Source organism: Bartonella sp. AC70YNML (genome assembly GCF_042196545.1).
GTDB lineage: Bacteria > Pseudomonadota > Alphaproteobacteria > Rhizobiales > Rhizobiaceae > Bartonella.
The window spans coordinates 43,742-66,529 of the sequence record NZ_JBHIQK010000005.1 but is presented as its reverse complement, the minus strand read 5'-3'; the positions used below and the strand labels follow the sequence as shown (position 1 = coordinate 66,529).

At 34.7% G+C, this 22,788-nt stretch carries 17 protein-coding genes and 2 pseudogenes; 7 read left to right on the top strand and 12 right to left on the bottom strand.

All coding sequences use genetic code 11. From position 1 onward, the window contains the following. Complete coding sequence (gene pcsA, locus ACFIMU_RS05060) at nt 1-813, bottom strand: phosphatidylcholine synthase (protein WP_375609478.1); 813 nt, start codon at nt 811-813, stop codon at nt 1-3. Between the two features lie 185 nt (nt 814-998). Here pcsA and ACFIMU_RS05055 point away from each other — a divergent pair, with 185 nt between their 5' ends. The 4 genes from ACFIMU_RS05055 (at nt 999) to sodC (ending at nt 4,298) form a co-directional block, all read left to right on the top strand. Then, nucleotides 999-2,225 (top strand): UbiH/UbiF family hydroxylase, encoded by a 1,227-nt coding sequence (locus tag ACFIMU_RS05055; RefSeq protein WP_375610362.1) that lies wholly within the window; start codon nt 999-1,001, stop codon nt 2,223-2,225. Between the two features lie 460 nt (nt 2,226-2,685). Further along, a complete protein-coding gene (locus tag ACFIMU_RS05050) occupies nt 2,686-3,030 on the top strand; it encodes a hypothetical protein (protein WP_375606866.1) in 345 nt (114 codons plus the stop codon). Continuing rightward, a complete protein-coding gene (locus ACFIMU_RS05045; RefSeq protein WP_375696869.1) occupies nt 3,008-3,364 on the top strand; it encodes a hypothetical protein in 357 nt (118 codons plus the stop codon). The genes ACFIMU_RS05050 and ACFIMU_RS05045 overlap by 23 nt, the downstream gene beginning before the upstream one ends. Before the next feature lie 406 nt (nt 3,365-3,770). Further along, nucleotides 3,771-4,298, top strand: a complete 528-nt coding sequence (gene sodC / locus ACFIMU_RS05040; RefSeq protein ID WP_375606864.1) for a superoxide dismutase [Cu-Zn] SodC — start codon at nt 3,771-3,773, stop codon at nt 4,296-4,298. Between the two features lie 549 nt (nt 4,299-4,847). On the opposite strand, the gene ACFIMU_RS05035 is transcribed toward sodC, so the two are convergent. The 9 genes and pseudogenes from ACFIMU_RS05035 to ACFIMU_RS04995 all read right to left on the bottom strand — a co-directional run bounded on the left by ACFIMU_RS05035 (nt 4,848) and on the right by ACFIMU_RS04995 (nt 17,367). Next, the gene (locus tag ACFIMU_RS05035; RefSeq protein ID WP_375696868.1) at nt 4,848-5,780 is read right to left on the bottom strand and encodes a COG2958 family protein; all 933 of its coding nucleotides are present in this window, start codon (nt 5,778-5,780) and stop codon (nt 4,848-4,850) included. A gap of 424 nt (nt 5,781-6,204) precedes the next feature. Further along, nucleotides 6,205-8,956: pseudogene (locus ACFIMU_RS05030) on the bottom strand (DEAD/DEAH box helicase). 22 nt (nt 8,957-8,978) lie between these two features. After that, nucleotides 8,979-10,619, bottom strand: coding sequence for a site-specific DNA-methyltransferase (locus tag ACFIMU_RS05025; protein WP_375696867.1), 1,641 nt, complete (start codon nt 10,617-10,619; stop codon nt 8,979-8,981). An 83-nt stretch (nt 10,620-10,702) separates the two neighbouring features. Continuing rightward, nucleotides 10,703-11,104, bottom strand: coding sequence for an SUF system Fe-S cluster assembly protein (locus ACFIMU_RS05020; RefSeq protein ID WP_273787976.1), 402 nt, complete (start codon nt 11,102-11,104; stop codon nt 10,703-10,705). After that, on the bottom strand, nt 11,097-12,341 hold the full coding sequence (locus tag ACFIMU_RS05015) for a cysteine desulfurase (RefSeq protein ID WP_375606859.1): 1,245 nt from the start codon (nt 12,339-12,341) through the stop codon (nt 11,097-11,099). Before ACFIMU_RS05015 ends, ACFIMU_RS05020 begins: the two co-directional genes overlap by 8 nt. Nucleotides 12,342-12,351: 10 nt before the next feature. After that, nucleotides 12,352-13,614, bottom strand: coding sequence for a Fe-S cluster assembly protein SufD (gene sufD / locus ACFIMU_RS05010; RefSeq protein WP_375606858.1), 1,263 nt, complete (start codon nt 13,612-13,614; stop codon nt 12,352-12,354). 11 nt (nt 13,615-13,625) lie between these two features. Beyond that, nucleotides 13,626-14,381 carry a Fe-S cluster assembly ATPase SufC gene (sufC, locus tag ACFIMU_RS05005; RefSeq protein WP_375606924.1) on the bottom strand — a complete coding sequence of 252 codons (756 nt, stop codon included), beginning with the start codon at nt 14,379-14,381 and terminating at the stop codon, nt 13,626-13,628. A 159-nt stretch (nt 14,382-14,540) separates the two neighbouring features. Then, nucleotides 14,541-16,052: a Fe-S cluster assembly protein SufB gene (gene sufB, locus ACFIMU_RS05000; RefSeq protein WP_375606857.1), complete on the bottom strand. Its 1,512-nt coding sequence runs from the start codon at nt 16,050-16,052 to the stop codon at nt 14,541-14,543. A 139-nt stretch (nt 16,053-16,191) separates the two neighbouring features. Beyond that, entirely contained in the window at nt 16,192-17,367 is a 1,176-nt protein-coding gene (locus ACFIMU_RS04995) for a cysteine desulfurase family protein (protein WP_375608373.1), read from the bottom strand. 160 nt (nt 17,368-17,527) lie between these two features. Here ACFIMU_RS04995 and ACFIMU_RS04990 point away from each other — a divergent pair, with 160 nt between their 5' ends. The 3 genes from ACFIMU_RS04990 to ACFIMU_RS04980 all read left to right on the top strand — a co-directional run bounded on the left by ACFIMU_RS04990 (nt 17,528) and on the right by ACFIMU_RS04980 (nt 20,481). Then, nucleotides 17,528-18,208 carry an alpha/beta hydrolase gene (locus ACFIMU_RS04990; protein WP_375610356.1) on the top strand — a complete coding sequence of 227 codons (681 nt, stop codon included), beginning with the start codon at nt 17,528-17,530 and terminating at the stop codon, nt 18,206-18,208. Nucleotides 18,209-18,528: 320 nt separating this feature from the next. Next, the gene (tyrS, locus tag ACFIMU_RS04985) at nt 18,529-19,782 is read left to right on the top strand and encodes a tyrosine--tRNA ligase (protein WP_375606854.1); all 1,254 of its coding nucleotides are present in this window, start codon (nt 18,529-18,531) and stop codon (nt 19,780-19,782) included. Between the two features lie 213 nt (nt 19,783-19,995). After that, nucleotides 19,996-20,481: a peroxiredoxin gene (locus ACFIMU_RS04980; protein WP_375608374.1), complete on the top strand. Its 486-nt coding sequence runs from the start codon at nt 19,996-19,998 to the stop codon at nt 20,479-20,481. 193 nt (nt 20,482-20,674) lie between these two features. Here ACFIMU_RS04980 and ACFIMU_RS04975 read toward each other — a convergent pair. Beyond that, a pseudogene (locus tag ACFIMU_RS04975) lies at nt 20,675-21,161 on the bottom strand (integrase); the annotation flags it as partial. A 390-nt stretch (nt 21,162-21,551) separates the two neighbouring features. After that, a protein-coding gene (prfB, locus tag ACFIMU_RS04970; RefSeq protein ID WP_375686531.1) for a peptide chain release factor 2 occupies nt 21,552-22,680 on the bottom strand; the annotation gives its coding sequence in 2 pieces (ribosomal slippage) (nt 21,552-22,610 and nt 22,612-22,680; 1,128 coding nt in all). Nucleotides 22,681-22,788 lie beyond the last annotated feature (108 nt).

The window sequence follows — 22,788 nt, the reverse complement described above, 5'->3', positions numbered from 1 at the left end:
TCATTGTTTTTTTATATTCCCCCCCCCAAGTTGAGGAAATATTTGCATGATTGCACCAATACAATATATATAAATTCCTGTCACCGAAATTCCTATTTTAACCCAATACGGAGCCTCTAGTTGATAAAAGAAGGCAGAAACACCAAAAACACACCATAAGAGAAAAATGGGAAAATTAACTCTACGTAAACGAAGGACTCTTACTGGATGAATAAAATAAATTGGTAAAAAAGATATAATCGCCGATAAAACAATAATGATAAAAGTAATCCACTCTCCTGGCCTGACGACAAAAAGCGTAAAAATCATCATATTCCAAACAACAGGAAATCCTTTAAAAAAGTTTTCTTTGGTTTTCATACTAGTATCTGCATAATAAATAGCAGATGAAATAACAATGATTGCACTCAATGAAAATGATAACCCTACCCCCATAAAACCACTTTGATAGAGTGCAAAGGCAGGAATTAAGACATAAGTCACGTAATCAATAATATTATCTAACAGCTCTCCAGACCATGTTGGAAGAACGTATTTAACATCAAGTTTGCGTGCAATTGGTCCATCTATACCATCAACGAGAAGGGCAAGCCCAAGCCAACAGAACATAGCTGTCCATTCTTTTTGAGAGGCTGATATAAGAGAAAGAAACGCTAAAAATGATCCCGAAGCTGTTAGTAAATGAACGGAAAAGGCCTTTGCTTGTGGCATTGTTACTTTTTTATGGCGTAATAATTTAGCATTTGTTTTGATTTTCTTTGTTAGTTTACGTTTCAAGGTTTTCTTATCCTCGTTTTTAAAGTCTTCAATCATCTATCAATACGCCATTTTTTACCGATGATATAACTCAACATTTTAAAAAATCATAAAAAGGTTACTTTTTTATATCGCATTATTTATTACATACTATAATAATAGAAGAGCTTCATATAATAAAAAGAGAGTGATCATTTGGAAATGTTAAAATATTTTCTCAATGGAGAAAGGTTCAAACAGTTGTGATCTTTGAAAAAAACGAGCATAAAGATATTGCTGTTATTGGTGCAGGTCCTGTCGGAATGTTAGCTGCGCTGAGTCTTGCACATGAGGGGCTTTCTGTTTTTCTTGTTGGGCCCCCTGCTCATACAGATGAGTTACGAACAACTGCTCTTATGATGCCTGCAATACGCATGCTTCAAAAACTCAATATTTGGGATAATCTTCAAAAACATGCAGCTGCTTTATCGTCCATGAGAATTATAGATATAACTTCTAGAATTGTGCATGCTCCTACGGTACATTTTTCTTCTGCTGAAATTGGTGAAAAAGCTTTTGGCTATAATATACCTAATGTAAAATTAAACAGTGCTTTAGTCGATGCTGTTACACATACGCCTAATATTACAAGATTTGTTTCTGCAGCCAAATCTGTTCATCATACAAAAAACCATGTATGTATTACTCTTGCTGATTGTAGAGTCATTCAAACACCACTTGTTGTTGCAGCCGATGGGCGTCACTCTCTTACACGTGCCGCAGCAGGGATAAGTGTCAAACAGTGGAATTATCCACAAAAAGCACTTGTTCTCAACTTTTCTCATGAGTTTTCTCATCAAAATACATCAACTGAATTTCATACAGAACACGGTCCATTTACACAGGTTCCACTACCAGGACGAAGATCTAGTCTTGTATGGGTTGTTCATCCTTCCCTTGCTGAAGAATTATTGAATATAGAACCAAAAACAATTGCAAAAATGATCGAAAACAAAATGCAATCAATGCTTGGAAAGCTAAGCTTAGAAACATCAATTCAAGCATGGCCGCTTTTCGGACTTCTTTCTCATCATTTTGCTGCTAACCGAACAATTTTAGTCGGTGAAGCCGCTCATGTTTTCCCCCCTATTGGAGCACAGGGATTGAATTTAGGATTGCGTGATGTCCAAACTTTAATTGATATTTTACCCAATAAAATATCCAACTCTAACACTGAAATGATTGTTGCACATTATAACAAATGCCGCAAACCAGATATATTAATCCGAAGTGGAGCTGTTCATACACTGAACTCTGCTCTACTTTCTCATATGTTGCCTGTTCATATCATACGAAGCATTGGGCTTGGTTTGTTACATAGTTTCCCGCCATTACGTAATTTATTTATGCGCGAAGGAATGTATCCCGGTTATGGATTCAAGGAAATTATGCAAATATTTCCAACAAAATCATCTAAACAACTCTACTAAGCAATAATGGATAATAACGTAAAATAAAAAATAATAAATTGCATTTTTAATCATATCTATTACTGATGTAAAAATATATTTTTGTTCTTTCTAAGAATTAACAAATTATATTAAAATAATTAATTATATTTATTTAATTTATTTGTAATAATAATATGTATAATTAATATAACTATACATCTATTTTTTATTAAATAATTATTATATATATTAGTATATTGATATGAAATAAGAGAAAACTGAATTATATACTACAAATTAAATAATAAATATATCTTGCTAAATCATAGCTGTTAAATTTAGAACTATAAAGAAAATGAAAAATAAAAAACAGTTTTATTTAATCAATATATTTTCAAAACTTTTTATTGTTAATTATAATATTAAAAATAAAATCATCTTTGGAACCTGTTAGTAACACAGAGGTTAATGAAGTGTTGTTTCAACAAATGGTAATAAGATGACACTAAATAATTTTTTGAAATTAAGTACTTTTTTTATAATGATTGCATGTGTCTCGTTGATAGTCACGACTTCAATAAGTGAAGTTTTTCACCTTCCTTATTGTCAAGCCTTTACCTATAGCTCTACTCAAAAGGTCACTAAAATAGGTCAGAACTCATTTACTGCTTCACAAGTTAAAAATTGTCTTATGCAAAATGGTTTTGAGAATATTAAACGATTACGCTTAGATGACAATGGTATCTGGCGTGCTTTGGTAAAATTTAAAAAGTCCCATTTTTTCGTATCCGTTGACTATTCAGGAACAGTTAGCATTCAAAATGAGAGAAAAGAATATGATTGATTTTAAAATTTACAGCAACGTTTCTTTTTACAGCCGTAAGAAAAAAAAATTAAAAAAGTGCCGCCATTCTATTAAAGAATTTGCTTTTATTGGCGGTTTAAATGGTAGCCTATCAGGAGCTATCGCGGCAACTCTTGCAGCTTATGGTTATACTGCTCTTCCAGGATTTGGTCCAATTATTGCAATGGGTATAAGAGTAGCACTTTCTTCCGGAATAATAATAGGAGCACTGATAGGATCAGGAATGGGAGGGAGTGTCGGTATATGCTGTATTTTATGGGAAATTTATACGAATCATAATAATTCTTTCTCTTATAAATTTCATAATAAATAGAAACTCCTCGTCATTTTTTCTATGAAAAACAATTAAATCATCAACAAATTATATGTTATTTTTTTTTGATGGAACGATCATCATATTATAAATGAAATAATAGCTAACTTACTAGAATTCCTTATTATATCTCAAAAAGTAGATTTTTTAAAAGCATCTCTTGAAGAAATGTAAGTGAGATATAATTATTCATCCATAAAGCTGTATTTTTTATAGATCAAAAAATAAAAATTATGTTCAGAAATATATAAACATATTTTAATTTATTTGCTCTTTATAAGAACTAATATTTCTATGTAAATTATTTTTCTTAAAGTTCAATTTAAGACACTTATATAAGATATAATTAGTATAGATTATTATTTATAGATAATAATCTATTTAAAGATAAGTATAAAGGTATTTTATGAAAAAAATATTATTATCATTATTGTTTTTTATGGCATTTTTAATTCATAAAAATTCTGCCTTAGCACTATCAAAACAAATAAATATTTATAAATTAGAAAATAACAATTCCAAAAAGGCTATTGGTAGCATTAAAATTGAAGAAAACATACACGGTTTGATTTTTATCCCTAATTTATCTACTTTATCAGAAGGGATTCATGGTTTTCATGTACATGTAAATCCTTCATGTGATACAAAAGATGGCATAATAGGTGGAAGCGCGGGTGGACATTATGATCCAGAGCATACTGGGAAACACTTAGGACCCTATAATGTCAATGGTCATCTTGGTGATTTACCGGCACTTTATGTTGATAAGCAAGGAAATGCCGTAATGAGCGTTCTTGCTCCACGATTAAAAACAATCTCTGAAATTAAAGGGCGCTCTTTAGTCATTCATTTAGGGGCTGATAATCAATCAGATAAACCATTACCGCTTGGCGGAGGTGGAGCACGTTTAGCGTGCGGTATTATTGAAAAATAAAGAGAGTATTGTGGCAGACTGAGACAGTACACACTCCCTTTACCATAAGGTGTGAGAGAAATTTATTTTTTTAATCTATTTCAAGAAATTGAGTAAACTGTGTGAATATTTTATAAAATTAATGTTTTTTTGAATGTTTACTTCGGATAACAAAAAGCTTAATAATCATCAAAACGAACAGTGATGGACATTAAAGAAATAGTAGTGTAAATTCTCCGTAAGAAGACTTCAATATGAGGAAGTAATATTTTCCATGCTTGATGTAAACAAAGCAAAAAAGTCGAATTTCACCCTCTATAATAGCAAGTTTATAATAAATTATAATTATTAAGTCTAGTATCTAATGGAATCACGCTCAATGCACAAAATAGAACAGACCTAAAACAGAATTTTTACTCTTCCCCTATTCAACCCTACTCATGAGGTACGTGAGAAAAATTTTAATTGATACAATATCAATATAATCAGTCAAATAAAATAGTTAGAGTAATTTTTTGTCACTCTGAACAAAAGAGCTTTTAAACAATAAAACCTTTTTTAAAATACCCCTCATGGGTCCATATGATCCCAATCCAATGGACGCATTTCACCAGTTTGATAAAATTGACGAATGAGTTTAATATAATCAAGAAAGTCTTTATTTTCTACCACTAATCTATTAGCAGTATCCCAATCAATATCACTACGTTCTTTCGCTGGAATTATGATCTCACTCTCGGAAGAATTTTCTTTATCAAGTCTTATAAATCCAATTCCATGCAAGCTTGAAAGCATCCGAAGTTCTTTTAATGTATCAATACCTTCAATTTCACTCGCAACTAAATAGCTCAAATTAGCCCATGAAGAATTGCTAACTGTTTGAAAAAATGCTTTCCGTAAATTTGAACGATTAATGAGAATTTTAACTTCAAAAGACCAAAGTTTCGTCTTTTTATCAAAATATTGCAAAACACAGTCTTTGATTTCACGATTCCATTCCCTGCTTAAATCTTGTATCCCTACGAGATCCGGATAAAGCCATTTATTGCCGCCTGCACCATGTTTATTACGAGAACATTTCTCATTAATGCGCTTGCTGTAAACTGCAAGCTCTGACCATAAAAATTTAGATACTAATGGATAAAGATCACGCTCTTTAACAGAAGAATCTCTACTTTCTTCATTGTCCTCTACCGCATCAATTTCAGCGCTATCTGTTTGTTTAGTAAAATAATACTGCCGTGGTCGTCCTTCAGTGGTTTTAATTTCTGGATAACGCTTTTGTAATTGAGAGCGCAGAGACCCTATTTCAGCGACAATTTGCTGAATAAGAGCTGCATCACTGTTAAGGGGAGTGATTATTGCGGTTGAACGCTTTTGTTTTTGGTGGCATTTTTCTGGATAATTCTCAAATATCCATTGAGCAATTTCTCGAGCTGTAAATTTTTTTGTCGGGTTTTTCTTTAAAAAATTAAAAACAGTGTTTGTTAAATTCAAAGTCATATGTAAAGTAGCCTACTTTTATCTTCTGGATATTCCATTATATTCAGATATTTCAAAAGAGAACACAACAAACTGTCTATTTTTTTTGAAAAAAGCTGTCTATAAAATTAAAATATTTTTTCTGAATTTGTGACTACAAATTCAAGGTTTTGTTTCATATAAAGAAAGTAAGCTTCTATTTTATCAAAAATCATAAATGGGCTGAAAATCCCCATAAAAAAGCATAATATTGTATAATTTCCCTATAAATTTTTCCTTTTACTTTAAGTTAGTTAGAAAAAAATAATAATTTCATGATTTAAGAATTAGCTCATATTCTTAAATTAATGGTGCAACAGGGAACAAAATTAAAAATAATATTCAAACATTTGATTATTTCTCGCATCGACCAGTTAAAAAACTTATGTTTTTTTAAAGCAAAAAGTTATGTGCTCTCAAGTATAGATTCTGAAATGGTAAATTCTGCACACAAACCTTCAAAACTACTATTTGCTTTAATAGCATCATGGGGAATAAGAACATAATACCATTTTTTACCACCGTAAGTAGCTGCATAATGCGTTGCATGACAACACCATTGAACTGCAGCTTGTTTCTTTTTTAAAACAATAGCGTTTTGTATTTCAGAAGCTTTTTTAGGTTCACAAAGATATTTGGCATCCTTCGTTTCTACAACAAAATCTGGTTCATAGGCTGATCCTTTATCATATTCTATCTTGAAAAAACCTCGAGCGGGTTTCATCCATTTCAATACTTTTGCATCGTCTTCTAATATTTGAGCAAATCGTAATTCCCCTTCTACTGAGTCAAACTTTTGCAAAGGATAACAACATTTCCTAAAGCCGCTGAATATAAGTTTCTTAATGTCTCTTTTAATGGCAGGAATATTACGAAAATCAATAGGAGATGTTCCTTGCGGCAAAACATAATGGATAGGTGTTAAAGTTGTAAAACCTCGTGTAACTTTAATCTCATAATCTTTTTGTGTTTCCCATTGATGTTTTCTTAATTGCGCAACAATAAAAGTATTAATCTTATGCTGATAGTGAATTAATACGTTCTCAACAGCTATATCATTGGGTAAATAAGATTGGAAATGCTCTACCATCTGACAAGCCAATTTTCGTAATAATGGCGTATGGCTATCATAATCGATAAAATCATTATCAATAAAACCACGAATGATGTAATTTTCAAGATGAGGTTCTTTAATATATTTATCTTTAGAAGTGAGAAAAATGCTTTTATGGGTACGCAATTCTCGAATTAAAAGTTCTTTACTAACAGGTTGCAAATTTAAACTTTCTAGATTCTCCAAATCAAAATCAGAAAAACCATAAGTAACCTCACGCGAAGGAATGAGTACAATATTAGGAATATCTATGATCAGTTCTGGTAATTGTTTTGTCAGAATTGTAACCACTTTTGACACAAGAGACTTTTGTGCTAGCGGTATAATACTCATAATTTTATTATTCATTTTTTCTTGTATCGGTGCAGAACAAAGCATTTGAGAACTTGGTAAATTATCATTCTCTTTAATAATATCCCATGCGATAGCAGCAATTTCTTGTTCTTCAGAGGTTAATGTGGGTGAATCTGTATTACGTAACATGATACCGTGTAAATCAGATGTTCCATTTATATCGGAATGACGTGTTACTATCGTTTTTATAAATAAAGCTTCTGCTTGACTTGGAACTGCCACTATATCCGATTTTTCAGAGGATATATCACCCCCTGTTCCAATCTCAATATGCTTTTTTATAATTGAATTCGGATCGTTCGCACGATCAATAATATCTTGAAAACGATCATGCGCAATGATTGTTAAACGATCAATAGATTCTATGCCTGTTCTATGCCCATAAGGCAAACGCAATCCACGCCCAATTGTTTGTTCTGTTAAAATTTCTGAAGCCGATGCACGCAACGGTACGATAGTATAAAGATTGCTAACATCCCATCCCTCCTTTAATTTATTAACGTGAATAACAATTTCTGTTGGCTCATGAGGATTCTCAATCACAATGAGTTTTTGAATATTTTGATCTTCCTCTATATTTGACTGTTTTGTATGAATCTCTATAACTTTTCCCTTATAAGCTCCTGCAAAAAAATCATCTGATTCCAATAAATCACGCAATTTCTGTGCATGATTTGTATCTTGAGCGACAACTAAAATAAAAGGCTTAACAAATTTTTTGTTATAATCTTTGGCATAGGCAATTAAATCTGCTTTCACGTTTTCATGGGTATGAATTGCATCTTGTAATTTAATATGTTCTAATTGTTCAGATGTATAATTTTGAGGATGAAAGTCTTTACGTGTAGCAACAGCAGGCTCTTTTACAAAACCATCTCTCATAGCCTCTGCAAGTGAATAACTGTAAACAACATTTTTAAAATCTACAGGTTTTGCACCTATTGTTTTCGGTGTCGCTGTAAGTTCTATTCCTAAAACAGGTTTTAACTCATTAATTGCTGCTGCACCAGCAGACGCTCGATAACGATGCGCTTCATCCATTAACAAAACTAAATCAGGAAGATTTACGAGATAATCAAAATAACTTTCACCAATCGTTTCTTGTAAGCGTTTAATTCGCGGAATACTAGATTTTAGTGCGCCTTTTTTATTATCCGTTGTATTAATTTTAGAAATATTAAAAATATTGATAAAGGCCGTATCCCGATTTTCAAACAAACGTTTTTGTCCGTAATAGTGGTGTTCATCAGCGCGAATACCTTTACCACTTTCATAATCTTCACCTGTAATAATAATGGGTCTATTTGCAATGAATTCACTTATTCCACTGAAAACATACTTCGGACTTTGAGGACTAAAATCCTGTTTTAATTTTTCATAAATAGTCAAGTTTGGCGCTAAAACAAAAAAATGTCGGCTACGACCTGTTAAAATAAAGATAGCTAATAAAAGCTCCCATAAGTCGCGTTTTTCCAACTCCCGTTGCTAAGGCAAAACAAAAAGAGGGAAAGCTTCGTTCAAAATCTTGTACAGAAGGATAGAGACTTTTTATTATTTCTAATTTCGAAACTAAATCAGCATTTTTAGAAAGCTCTATATTTTCTAAAATTTTCACCAAAATATTTAATGATTCACGTTGAGGATCACGCAACGATAAGCGAGCTGAAATCCTTTTTTCAACACTGTTCATAAAAAACTCCGCTTTTTATATATTATTCAAATAGATCTAATTCTTGTTGCGCAATATCTTTATCTTTGCCGCTTTCTTTTACCACAATCATTGGTTCAAGATTGGCTACATTTAAACTATAATCATCCCTTCCCCATTCGCATTTTTCCAATATTGCACGGGGGATTTTTGTAAGTGTAAGATTCTCAAAGGATGATGATTTTGTATCAAAGGCTGTACAACAAATCAGCAGGGTGCGATGAGAGCCCACCTCTTCGCTCATGATACGGAGTTGTTCATAGGTCATGGCGCTCGTTGTGACATAAATATAATCCGTTTCCGTTGAATATCCCTGCATCCAATAATGATTTTCATCCGGAGCATAGGTAAATCCCATATGTTTGCACATGGCTTCTGAAAGCATCGCAGCATTATATTCGCGACTAATAATCCATTGTCCCCATGGGTCTTTTTGCAACAGAGAAGGTGCAAGGCGATAATAATGAAATCCACCGCCACCTTGCCAATTGACACTTTTAGAAATTCCCCCTTGATCAGTTCCATCAATTACTTGTTTTAAACGAGGAATAATGTGTGTATGACAATGTTCACCGAGTTCAATCATAATCCACTTGCGGCCCATTTTATGAGCAACAGCGCCGGTCGTACCAGAACCAGCAAAGGAATCCAAGACAAGATCACCAGAGTTGGTGGCAAGTTGAATAATGCGTTCCATTAACCGCTCAGGTTTGGGAGTTGTAAAGACATTCTTAGAATTAAAAACTTTAACCTCTTTTTTGGCATCTTGGTTATGCCCTACTTCCTCATAAAGCCAAATGGTCATTGAAACCATACCATTCTTTACTTCTGATAAAAAACGCTTCAAAGAAGGAACATTGCTTCCTGTGGGGCCAAACCAAATACGATTATCATTCAATAATTCAAAGAATTTTTTTTTATTCATAGCCCAACTTCTACCATTAGGAGGCATTACCTTGCGTCCAGAAGGTGTGATGATTTCATAAATATCCTCAGGTGTTACTCTTTTCACGGATAAATCTCCCGATTTCCAAGGACCACGAGGATCATTATCAGGATTTTTATAGCGCGCATCCATATCGTTTGAACGAGGAAGCAAGTGAGGGCGCCAAATCGTTTTATCTTTGGCATAAACCATTATAAAATCATGGTTATCGGAAAGCCACTTTGTATCATTCTGTGGGGCATATTTCTTTTGCCAAATAATATTGTTGATGAAATTTTGGCGACCAAAAATTTCATCCATCATCACTTTTAGATAGGCTTGTTCATCATCATCAATGGAAATCCAAATACTTCCATCTTCCGCCAGTAAACGATGTAACAATTCTAGCCTGTCTCTCATAAGACTGAGCCATAGGGAATGCTCCAAACCATCTTCATAATGTTCAAAGACATTGCCTGTATTATAAGGCGGATCGATATAGATACATTTTACCTTCCCCATATATTCTTGTTCCAGCGCTTTGAGCGCGAATAAATTATCACCAAAAATGAGTTTATTATCAAAAATATCTTGGGTAGATACTTGGTGCGGAGCGTGATAAGATTTTTCAAGATCTTCCAATAAAATACGAGGTTCCAGTTTGGGGCGTTTTTCTTTTCCAATCCAGTTAAGTTCTAATTTTTGTTTATTATAACTCATGCGATCGCCCTTAAATTTAAACGCTTGTGAAAAGTAAACAGCTTATTCATGAATGGCTAGATTAGAGTCTCTTAACAATACTTTTAGTACCATCCGACAGCAATTTGAGCTTCTTCTGACATACAATCAGGTGTCCATGGTGGATCAAAAGTCATAGTGACTTCAACATATGAAACCCCTTCAACTGCACTAACTGCATTTTCTACCCACCCCGGCATTTCACCTGCAACAGGACATCCCGGTGCTGTAAGAGTCATTTCAATTTTTACTGAACGATCATCTTCAATATCAATACGATAAATCAGTCCTAGCTCATAAATATCAGCAGGAATCTCTGGGTCATAAACTGTTTTGAGAGCAGCAATAATATCATTTGTCATACGATCAATTTCGTCTGCTGGAATTGCTGATATGTAAGATTTTTTATTTTCGCTTACAGTTTCAACGGATTCTGTAGAATGACGCTCTTCAATTGATTCAGCCATTAAAAAATGTCCTTGTTTCTTGCAATGCTTCTACTAATTGATCTATATCCTCTTGAGTGTTATACATGGCTAACGATACGCGGCAAATAGATGCTAGACCAAAGCGCTGTAATAAAGGCTGAGCACAATGAGTTCCGGCGCGGATTGCAACTCCTCTTCTATCAATAAACATAGCGATATCATGGGCGTGAATCCCTTCAATTGTAAATGATATAATAGCTCCTTTATTGGGAGAATGACCATAAATACGCAATGACTCAACCATTTTAAGTTTTTCCTGCGCATAAGCTAAAAGGGACCTCTCATGGGCATGAATCGTGCTACAACCTTTCTCTTGTATATAATCAATAGCCGCTGCTAATCCAATAGATTCAACGATAGGAGGAGTGCCTGCTTCAAAACGGTAAGGAGGAGCATTATAAAAAACCTTATCGGTTGTTACCTCCTCGATCATTTCCCCTCCCCCTTGAAAAGGACGCATTTCTTCTAATCTATCTTCTTTACCATACAGAACACCAATACCAGTAGGTCCATAAAGCTTATGACCTGTAAAGACATACCAATCACAATCGAGATCTTGCACATCAACGGTTAAATGTACTGCCCCTTGAGAACCATCAACAAGAACCGGAATAGAATTTTGATGTGCTCGCTTAATAATCTCTTTAACAGGAGGCACAGTTCCTAATATATTGGACATATGCGTTATAGCAACAAGCCGCGTTTTTTCGCTTAAAGACTTTTGGAAATCTTCAATGTGCAGAACACCATTTTCATCGACAGGAACAAAAATAAGTTTAACACCTTTTTGTTCCCGAAGAAAATGCCAAGGAATAATATTTGAATGATGTTCCATAATCGTTAGAACAATCTCATCACCTTCCTTGAGTTTAGGCATAGCCCAACCATAAGCAACAGTATTAATAGCTTCTGTTGCATTTTTCGTAAAAACAATCTCCTCCGCTTTTTGTGCATTTAGAAAAACACGAACGGTTTCACGAGAATTTTCATAGGATTGCGTTGCTGCATTGGCTAAAAAGTACATTCCCCTATGCACATTAGCATAACTATAGTGATAATAATTATTCATTGCACTGAGTACTGATTGTGGTTTTTGGGCAGAAGCAGCACTATCAAGATAGGCTAATCGCTTTCCATAAACTTGATGGTGCAAAAGAGGAAAATCACGCCGAATTTCTTCTACATTATAAGTAAATGTTTGTACGTTATTTTCCATTTTTTCCACCTTAAACATTTTTTTCAAGCCATTTACCAATGATATTCTCCAAAATAATCTGAATATTATCTTGCTTGATGTCATCAATAAGCTCAGAGATAAATCCTTTGATTAAAAGTGCACGAGCCGTTTTAAATGGAATACCGCGCGCCATGAGATAAAAAAGATAATCATGATTAATATTAGCAACTGTTGCACCATGACCGCATGCAACATCATCAGCAAAAATCTCTAATTCAGGCTTTGCATTAAATTCTGCATCATCTGAAAGAATAAGGCTATTACAAGCCATGCGTGCATCTGTTTTTTGCGCTTTTTGAGAAACACGTATTATTCCTTGGAAAACACCAACAGCCTTATCTGTAACCACATTGCGTATAATTTCGGTTGATGTTGATTTTTCTTCCACGTGACGAACAGTCATTGTAAGATCACTATGTGTTTGTCCTGATAATAAATTTATGACGCGTAATTGAAAGTCAGATTCTTCTCCCTGTAATTCAATATCGATTTCTTGGCGATTTAATTGACTCCCTATATTAATGACATAAAGTGATAACTTCGCTCTTTGATCAAGAACAGCACAAAATCGACCAAATTGTGTAGAATTAAAATCACGATTGCGAATGAGAATCCACGTAACATCACTATCAGCAGCAACATTTAATGAAAATATTGAACTGACAAAGGTATCTTTATCATTGCCAACCTGATGTTCAATAAACATAACTTGACTATTTTTATCAACTTTTATATCCGAAAAAATATGAGATTGTCCCCCCATTTGTATATTTTGTAACTCAATGGGGATATTTAACTTTGTATTCTCAGGGATGTGAAAAAGCCAACCATCTGTAACAAAAGCTGTATTTAACTGTCCAATAAAATCTTCATCAGAAATGTTTTGATTTATCTGTAAAGAATTATCTTCTAATGCATCTGAAAGGCGTTTTACTGCAATATTGTCTATCTTTGACTCTATCGATGTTTTTCCATTGTTTATGGAGAAAACAGCACTTTCTGAAAGCAATGCATCAACCAATTGATTGTCTTGAACTTTTGAAAAATTGCTAATAGACTTCAGTAAGGTACGCAGATTGGTATAATGCCAACTTTCGATTTTACGGGAAGGAAGCCGTGTCGTTTGAAACTGCTCAATAGTTTTCTTGCGGATTTCCTGTACAGCTTTATCACCAGGTAAGTGGTTTACATACTGATTAAAATTACTGAGTATATTTTCTTCAACCGCTAACAAGTTTTGCTGTGCATTCATATTTAATAACCTCAAACCGCTTCCCTAATAAGATCAGCATACCCATTTTGCTCTAAATAAAGTGCTAAGGATTTATCACCGCTTTTGATAATTTGTCCTTTATAAAGAACATGTACCGTATCAGGAATAATATAATTAAGCAGCCGTTGATAATGGGTAATCACCAAAAATGAACGTTTTGAATCGCGAAGTTTATTAACACCATCTGCAACAATTTTTAGCGCATCAATATCTAAACCAGAATCCGTTTCATCTAAAATGCAAAGTGTAGGCTCAAGAAGTGCCATTTGTAAAATTTCAGCGCGTTTTTTTTCTCCACCTGAAAAACCTACATTTAATGGACGCTTTAGCATATCCATATCTATTTCAAGTTTGGCTGAAACTTCTTTAACACATTTTATAAATTCAGGAATTTTAAGTTCTTCGTCACCTCGCGCTTTGCGTTGAGAATTCATCGCAACTTTTAAAAATTCCATTGTTGCTACCCCTGGTATTTCCATTGGATATTGAAATGCAAGAAAAACACCATATGCAGCACGTTCTGCTGGATCCATTTCTAAAAGTGATTGTCCATTATAGAGAATATCTCCTTCTGTTATTTGATAATCATCACGACCAGCAAGCAAATAAGATAAAGTTGATTTTCCGGCTCCATTTTGTCCCATGATAGCGGCAACTTCTCCGTCTTGAACTGTCAAGTTTAAACCACGAATAATTTCTGTATCGGTTTCAGCAATACGGGCGTGCAAATTTTTGATCTCTAACATCATTTAATCCTGTTTTGGCTGTTTTTCAGATATCAATGCGTATTATTTTACCTTAGCATCCATCTACTTTTGTAATTACCATAGAGGTCATTTTTAGCATTATGTGCTACCGTTACAGCCTTGTTACATAAAGTCTTCTATTTATCTCATTAAATAAAATTATCCAACACTACCTTCAAGGCTAATACCAATAAGCTTTTGCGCTTCGACAGCAAATTCCATGGGAAGTTTTTGAATGACCTCTTTTACAAAACCATTTACAATTAATGCGATAGCTTCTTCTTCAGGAATTCCTCTTTGCATAACATAAAAAAGTTGGTCATCGGAAATTTTTGATGTTGTGGCTTCATGTTCAAACTGAGCTGTTGCATTTTTTGCTTCAATATAAGGAACTGTATGCGCACCACAATCATTCCCGATTAACAAACTATCACATTGCGTAAAGTTACGCGCATTTTGTGCTTTTCTATGCGCTGTAACTTGTCCTCGATACGTGTTATTTGAAAAACCAGCAGAAATGCCTTTGGAAATAATACGACTGGATGTATTTTTTCCTAAATGAATCATTTTTGTACCGGAATCAATTTGTTGATGACCGTTTGCAACAGCAATAGAATAAAATTCTCCACGCGCGTTCTCACCGCGCAGTAAGCAGGATGGATATTTCCAAGTAATCGCAGAACCGGTCTCAACTTGTGTCCATGAAATCTTAGAGTTATCACCTCGACAATCTCCACGCTTCGTCACAAAATTATAAATACCGCCCTTTCCATCTTTATCGCCAGGATACCAGTTTTGTACTGTAGAATATTTAATCTCTGCATTTTCAAGCGCAATAAGCTCAACAACAGCAGCATGAAGTTGGTTTTCATCACGTTGGGGTGCTGTACACCCTTCAAGATAAGAAACATAGGAATCTTCAGCGGCGATAATCAATGTTCGTTCAAATTGGCCAGTGTTACGTTCATTAATCCTAAAATAAGTTGAAAGCTCCATAGGACAACGAACCCCTTTGGGAATATAAACAAATGAACCATCTGTAAAGACAGCTGCATTTAAAGCCGCATAATAATTATCACTTATAGGTACAACTGTTCCTAAATATTCTTTAATAAGCTCAGAATGTTCAATAATCGCCTCTGAAATAGAACAAAAAATCACACCAGCACGTGCCAGCTCTTTTTTGAATGTTGTTACAACAGAAACAGAATCAAAGACTGCATCAACAGCCACCTGCCCCGATACAGACATACTGTCATCAAAAGTGGAGGGATCAGACTGTTTTCTTACTCCTGCCAAAATCTCTTGTTCTTTAAGAGGAATGCCAAGTTTTTCGTACGTTGCTAATAACTCAGGATCCACTTCATCCAAAGATTTTGGTCCTGTATGATTTTTTGGAGCAGCATAATAATAAAGCTCCTGAAAATCAATTTTAGGATATTCAAGACGCGCCCAATGAGGCTCTTGCATTGTCAGCCAACGGCGGTAAGCTTTTAAGCGCCATGTTAGCATCCATTCAGGCTCATTTTTTTTAACGGAAATAAATTTGATAATATCCTCATTTAAGCCTTTTGGAGCTTTATCGGTTTCAATATTGGTTTCAAAACCATATTTATATTGGTCAACATCTATTTCACGTACTTGGCGTATCGTTTCTTGTACTGCCGGCATAAATTTTCTCCATTTTTTGGCGTCAAAAACCGGTAACTAAAGTCTTGTTTTTTACAAGATTAAAGTAAGCAAGTTATCTCCTAGGCTATAGGTAAAGTGCAAAAATTTCAATCAAACTTATTTTATTTTTAAAATAATTCTAATTTTTATAACTTTCTGATGATAAATCTTCTCCTTTTTTCCTGCTTATAATTTGAGAAAAAAACGACAGAAAATCATCAATATCTTCAGAAGTTGTACCACGCCCTAGCGAAATGCGAATGGCACCATTTGGAACATGATACCCCATTGCCTCCAACACTTTGCTTTGTTTTACTTTTCCCGAAGAACAGGCAGAACCAGCTGATACAGAAAACCCTTCTAAATCAAAAGCAATTTGCATCGTTTCAGCTTTTATATTTTTCACGGTAAAGTAAGTTGTATTTGGCAAACGTTGAACTCTTTTACCAAAAATTTCAACATTTCTACTTATTTTTTGTAGTCCATCTTCTAATTTATTGCGTAAATATATTAATTGTTTTCTTTCTTCTTGCGTGAAACAATCAGCCATTGCTGCTCCAAAAGCAGCTATAAGAGGCAATGCTTCTGTTCCTCCCCGTAAACCTTTTTCCTGTCCTCCCCCGACAATAAGAGGATGTGGAGTGAGAAGATTACCACATGAAACAAAAGCACCTATCCCTTTAGGACCGCCAATTTTATGGGCAGACAGTATAAAAAAGTCTCCTCCTAGCTGATGAATATCAACAAAATTTTTATCTACATATTGTGTCAAATCAACAACAAGAGTGCCTCCTAAATCGCGAACAACAGCAGCTATTTCTTTTAATGGTTGAACAACACCAGTTTCACTATTTGCAGCTTGAATAGCAACAAGAGGTAAACCTTTTGTTTTATCGTGAGCCGCTAAGAGTGATGTTAATTTATCTTGTTGAATGAGCCCATCTTGATCAACAGCAATGACGCTTATCAACTCTTTAGAAAAACGTCCTCCCTCTGCAACAGAGGGATGTTCAGTCGCTCCAAGGTAAAGATGAGAAAATTTAACTTTTGCTTTCCCAATATTGTAAAAGGGTGTTAACAAAGTCATTGCAGCTTCACTCGCACCAGAGGTAAATATCACGTGATCTGGATCTGTTTTAAGATTTTCAGCGATTTGCCGACGGGCCTTTTGCAACAAAGTTTTAGCCGCACGCCCTTCCTTATGAACCGATGATGGATTACCAAATATCTCTAAAGATTCTAGTAGCGCCATCCGTGCCACTTTTTTGAGTGGTGTTGTTGCGTTATGATCAAAATATCGGCGTTTTATAACCATTTTACATCGCAATCATTAATCTTATGAATTGATTAAAAAAATAGCGCAATTTTCTTGAAAAGTGCACTAAAAAAAGAATATCTAATAATTATTTAAGAGATTCTATGGTAAAAGTCGACCAGGGTCAAAGAGAGCCTTTTATTGCATTAAGGAGCATTTTATGCCAGAAATTATTTTTAACGGTCCTGCGGGTCGGCTCGAAGGGCGTTATCAACCTTCACAACAAAAAAATGCACCCATTGCGATCATTTTGCATCCTCATCCCCAATTTGGTGGAACTATGAATCATAAAATTGTCTATGACCTCTTTTATATGTTCCAACAACGTGGCTTTACAACTTTACGTTTTAACTTTCGTGGTATTGGTCGTAGTCAGGGTGAATTTGATTATGGAATAGGAGAACTTTCAGATGCTGCTGCTGCTCTGGATTGGGTGCAAACACAACATCCAGACTCTAAAAATTGTTGGGTAGCAGGATACTCATTTGGAGCATGGATTGGTATGCAGCTTTTAATGCGCCGACCGGAAATTGAGGGATTTATCTCAGTTGCTCCTCAGCCTAATGTTTATGACTTTTCATTTCTTGCACCTTGTCCATCTTCTGGACTTATCATTCATGGCGGTATCGATAAAGTTGCCCCTCCAAAAGATGTTCAAATACTTGTCGATAAATTAAAAACACAAAAAGGTATCATCATCACACAAGAAATATTGGAAGAGGCTAATCACTTTTTCAGTGGATGTCATGAAGAACTTATTGAGCGATGTGCACACTATTTGGATAACCATATCTCCAATGAACTTCTCGCTCCTCCTTCTGAAATACTTTCACTAACTTAGGAAAATACGATAGATTTATAAAAAATTAGCAAAAATCGTCCCTGATCATAACAAAGTATTTTTTCAGTCTATATTAAAACTTTTCTAAATTTTATTTCAGGATAGAAATGAGAGTAACAGAATACCTTTTTTCTATTACTAAGAAGGCTCTTTTTTAGCGTAAAAAAGAAATAATACCTGTGTTATTATCTTTATACTACCAATATGTCTCTTTCTCTTGTGAGGTGTGCGTCAGTTATGATAGATAACACATTAATAACTTATTATATAATCGCCTGTTATATACAATAAATGCACTCTTAAATTAGGAAATTAAATCTGTGTTTGCCTTTAAATCTGATTTTTTACATATTATGAGCGAACGTGGTTTTATCCACCAAATTTCAGATGAAAAAGGCTTAGATGATCTTTTTTCAAAAGAAACTGTAAGCGCTTATACTGGATTTGATCCAACAGCATCGAGTTTACATGCTGGAAGTCTTCTTCAGATTATGATGCTTTATTGGTTACAAAAAACGGGTCATCGCCCCATTGCTTTAATGGGTGGAGGGACCGGATTGATTGGTGATCCTTCCTTCAAAGACGAAGCGCGACGCCTTCTGACACAAGATGATATTGCTGCAAATATTGATGGTATTAAAAAGGTATTTGCTAACTATTTGACATTCGGTGACCGAGAAACCGATGCTTGTATTGTGAATAATGCTGAATGGTTATGCAATTTAAACTACTTAGAATTTTTGCGTGATGTAGGAAAGCATTTTTCTGTCAACCGTATGTTGTCATTTGATTCTGTCAGACTCAGACTTGAGCGTGAGCACTCTTTGTCATTCTTAGAGTTTAATTATATGATTCTGCAAGCTTATGACTTTGTTGAACTTTATAAACGTTATGGGTTGCGTATGCAAATGGGCGGCTCTGATCAGTGGGGCAACATTATTAACGGAATTGAATTAGGGCATCGTTTAGGAACACCGCAATTATATGCGTTAACATCACCATTGCTGACAACCTCTTCCGGTGCCAAAATGGGTAAATCATTGAATGGGGCTGTATGGCTGAATGCGGATAAGCTTTCACCTTATCAATTTTGGCAATACTGGCGCAATACAGAAGATGCTGATGTAACACGATTTCTAAAGCTCTATACTCCATTACCGATGGATGAGATTCTTAAACTTTCTCTATTACAAGGAACTGAAATTAACGAAGCAAAAAAAATTCTTGCAACAGAAATTACAGCAATGTTGCATGGACGCGCTCTTGCCGATGAAGCTGCAGAAACGGCTCGCAAAACGTTTGAAGAAAAAACTCTGGGAGAAAATCTTCCAACTGTTGAAATTAATTCCTCAAAATTAAAAAAAGGTGTTGGATTACTCACTCTTTTAGTACAAGCAGGACTTGCTAAATCTAATAGTGAGGCACGCCGACACGTTCAAGGTGGGGGCGTACGTGTTAATGATCAAATTATTGAGGATGAAACACACCTTATTATTGAAAAAGATGTGACAGCAGAAGGAATCATTAAACTTTCTTTCGGAAAGAAAAAACATATTTTGATCAAACCGCTATAATCTATTGATTTCTCATTCATTCTATATTTATATCCATGATATTGATCTTTCTTACGCTTTCTTCCCTCATTTTTTAATTTAATTCTTATGACAGAATAATTTTATATGATGGCGAAAAAGTCTTTAAAATAATTCTATTTTAGAGAGTTGAAACTTTATTCCTTCTCTGTATGCTAGTGATTGATCTTTGCGCTTAAAAAGAAAGATAAAAAAATGATAAACTCAATGAAAGGTACTCTTGCTCCTGATTTTAATTTACCACGCGATGGAGGAGAGACAGTATGTCTTTCTGACTTTAAAGGAAAAACTGTTGTTTTATATTTTTATCCCAAAGATGATACCAGTGGATGCACAAGCGAAGCGCTTGATTTTACAAAATTAAAGACAAAATTTGATGAAATTGGTGTTGTTGTTATTGGAATCTCTCCAGATAATGTAAAAAAACATGATAAATTTAAAGTAAAACATGAACTTGATGTTATCTTGGTTTCTGATGAAGAAAAAAGGACCCTTGAAGCTTATGGTGTTTGGGTGGAGAAAAGTATGTATGGACGCAAATATATGGGTGTTGAACGGAGCACTTTTTTAATTGATGCACATGGAATAATAACAGAAGAATGGCGCAAAGTAAGTGTATCTGGACATGCTGAGAATGTTTTAGCTGCTGCAACACTTTTACATAGTAATGGTGACTTGTAAAGAGAATGCTTGATTTATCTTAAAAAGCAAAAGTTTTCCTTCCCAATTGATATTAATTTTTCCAATGGTTTCAATTTTTATAATATATTGCTTTATAAGAACAACTGATTATTCTACATTTAAATTATCCTCCTGAATATCGTAAATTCTTCTTATTTTGAATGAATCAAAATCAATTCACTTGCATCCGTCATAGTGTAGCAGCATGTTTGAGACAACGATTGAAACGAAATGAGAGCTTTGTAAGCAGCGCCAGCTTTTGTATGCCAAATAAGAGCAAGATATTGTGTAATCTCTGAAACGGAAATACAGCCTAATTGTGGGAGAATTAAAGCCGTAAAGATAAAAACCATTTGCCACCTTTGCCATCATTCTTTAGTTCGGTTTTACAACTTTCAAAAGTCTCTAGAGCAATATCTTTTAAATAATGGAGATTGCTTATTATCTCACGCTTTTGTTTATTGCGTTCTTTAATAGGATCACGCCCCTCACGTAAAACAGAAGCGCCATTAGGGTGCACATTCACAAGCTTGTTTTAAAGAGACATCTGCCTCCAAAACCCATTTCACGACGACACCTCGTGAATGGTATAATGATAAATCTCCCATGAAATAATAAAAAATCCATTGAGCACCCCCATCTTTACGCTTGTGAAGAAACAAGCCGGCACCATCACACACTTTGCCAGCTCGTGGATGATTGAGACCGCTCCTAGTACTTAAGACAGTTCATAAGAGCCATTTTGAGTCCTTTTTTCTATAATTTTTATCCACACACTCATCCCGTTTGTTATGTGCAAGTAGTGATTTTGATTGATTCAACATAAACAAGTTTGAAATGAAAGAATCTTACGATATGCGGGATTCTCATTCAATAGGCAAAACAGTGAATTATCATTATAAATCAATTCGTTTATATAGCAGGATTGGCGTGTGAGAAAAAACTTGAAGAAAGGAAAAAAGAGAATACCTCTTTGAACCTCTCAAGTATCAAGAGCTACCGTAAATCACAACCTCAGTAAAATGAACAACTTAAGAAACAAATTTGCATCCTTGAAGGATGATATATAATTAATTAATATCTTCAATTTCTTTATCTTGTCCATAAATGCGTCGAGCAAGCGCTGCTTCTATAAATACATCTAAGTTACCATTAAGTACAGATTGTGGATCAGTATTTTCAATTCCTGTACGCAAATCTTTGACAAGCTGATAGGGTTGAAGAACATAAGATCTAATTTGATGTCCCCATCCGATTTCTGTTTTAGAAGATTCAGCAGCATTGGTTTCTTCTTCTCTTTTTTTAAGCTCTTCTTCATAAAGCCGTGCACGCAACATCGACCAAGCCGTAGCGCGATTTTTATGTTGAGAACGCTCTGTTTGACATTGAACAACAATACCCGTTTTTATATGTGTGATGCGAACGGCAGAATCTGTCGTATTAACATGTTGCCCTCCTGCTCCTGATGCACGATATGTATCAATCCGCACATCTGCCTCTGAAACATCAACCTCAATATTATCATCAATAACCGGATAAACCCAAATGCTTGCAAAAGAGGTATGGCGCTTTGCATTCGAATCAAACGGGGAAATCCGCACTAAGCGATGAACGCCTGATTCTGTTTTTAACATTCCATAAGCATTATGCCCTTTTACAAGAATAGTCGCTGACTTTATTCCTGCTTCTTCTCCATCATGAATTTCTAAAACTTCAACCTTCATTGCATGCTGTTCAGCCCAGCGTATATACATGCGTAAGAGCATAGAAGCCCAATCTTGGCTCTCAGTTCCCCCTGCCCCAGCATGAACTTCTAAATAGGTATCATTTGGATCCGCCTCTCCTGAAAGAAGCACATCAATTTGCTTTTTATCTATCTCACTTTTAAGATTACGTATTGAATTTTCTGCTTCAGCGATAATTTCAACATCACTTTCTTCTTCGCCCATCGCGATAAGCTCAATGCATTCTTCAAGAGTTTTTGTAAATGATAAAAGGCCATTAATTGAATCATCAAGACGTTGACGCTCACGCATCATATCCTGTGCTCGTTGCGCATCATCCCATAAGGATGGATCTTCCGCTTTTTGATTAAGATATTCGAGACGTTTTAGTGATTGATCCCAGTCAAAGATGCCCCCTTAGCAATTGAATTGCTTTCTGGATTTCATCAACTAATGTTTCTATTTCTGCTCGCATAATTTAACACCGTATTTTTTAATACTCTTTTTGGTTATGTCTCTTAGCATTTTATACAAATTTAAAAGCAGCTATCAGAAAATAGTAGGGTTTTATCATTCTATTTAC

Bases quoted from the DNA above. Each gene is read 5' to 3' on its own strand.
- pcsA (WP_375609478.1), bottom strand. From the start codon at position 813: ATGATTGAAGACTTTAAAAACGAGGATAAGAAAACCTTGAAACGTAAA.
- ACFIMU_RS05050 (WP_375606866.1), top strand. From the start codon at position 2,686: ATGACACTAAATAATTTTTTGAAATTAAGTACTTTTTTTATAATGATT.
- ACFIMU_RS05045 (WP_375696869.1), top strand. From the start codon at position 3,008: ATGAGAGAAAAGAATATGATTGATTTTAAAATTTACAGCAACGTTTCT.
- sodC (WP_375606864.1), top strand. From the start codon at position 3,771: ATGAAAAAAATATTATTATCATTATTGTTTTTTATGGCATTTTTAATT.
- ACFIMU_RS05035 (WP_375696868.1), bottom strand. From the start codon at position 5,780: ATGACTTTGAATTTAACAAACACTGTTTTTAATTTTTTAAAGAAAAAC.
- ACFIMU_RS05025 (WP_375696867.1), bottom strand. From the start codon at position 10,619: ATGAGTTATAATAAACAAAAATTAGAACTTAACTGGATTGGAAAAGAA.
- ACFIMU_RS05020 (WP_273787976.1), bottom strand. From the start codon at position 11,104: ATGGCTGAATCAATTGAAGAGCGTCATTCTACAGAATCCGTTGAAACT.
- ACFIMU_RS05015 (WP_375606859.1), bottom strand. From the start codon at position 12,341: ATGGAAAATAACGTACAAACATTTACTTATAATGTAGAAGAAATTCGG.
- sufD (WP_375606858.1), bottom strand. From the start codon at position 13,614: ATGAATGCACAGCAAAACTTGTTAGCGGTTGAAGAAAATATACTCAGT.
- sufC (WP_375606924.1), bottom strand. From the start codon at position 14,381: ATGTTAGAGATCAAAAATTTGCACGCCCGTATTGCTGAAACCGATACA.
- sufB (WP_375606857.1), bottom strand. From the start codon at position 16,052: ATGCCGGCAGTACAAGAAACGATACGCCAAGTACGTGAAATAGATGTT.
- ACFIMU_RS04995 (WP_375608373.1), bottom strand. From the start codon at position 17,367: ATGGTTATAAAACGCCGATATTTTGATCATAACGCAACAACACCACTC.
- ACFIMU_RS04990 (WP_375610356.1), top strand. From the start codon at position 17,528: ATGCCAGAAATTATTTTTAACGGTCCTGCGGGTCGGCTCGAAGGGCGT.
- ACFIMU_RS04980 (WP_375608374.1), top strand. From the start codon at position 19,996: ATGATAAACTCAATGAAAGGTACTCTTGCTCCTGATTTTAATTTACCA.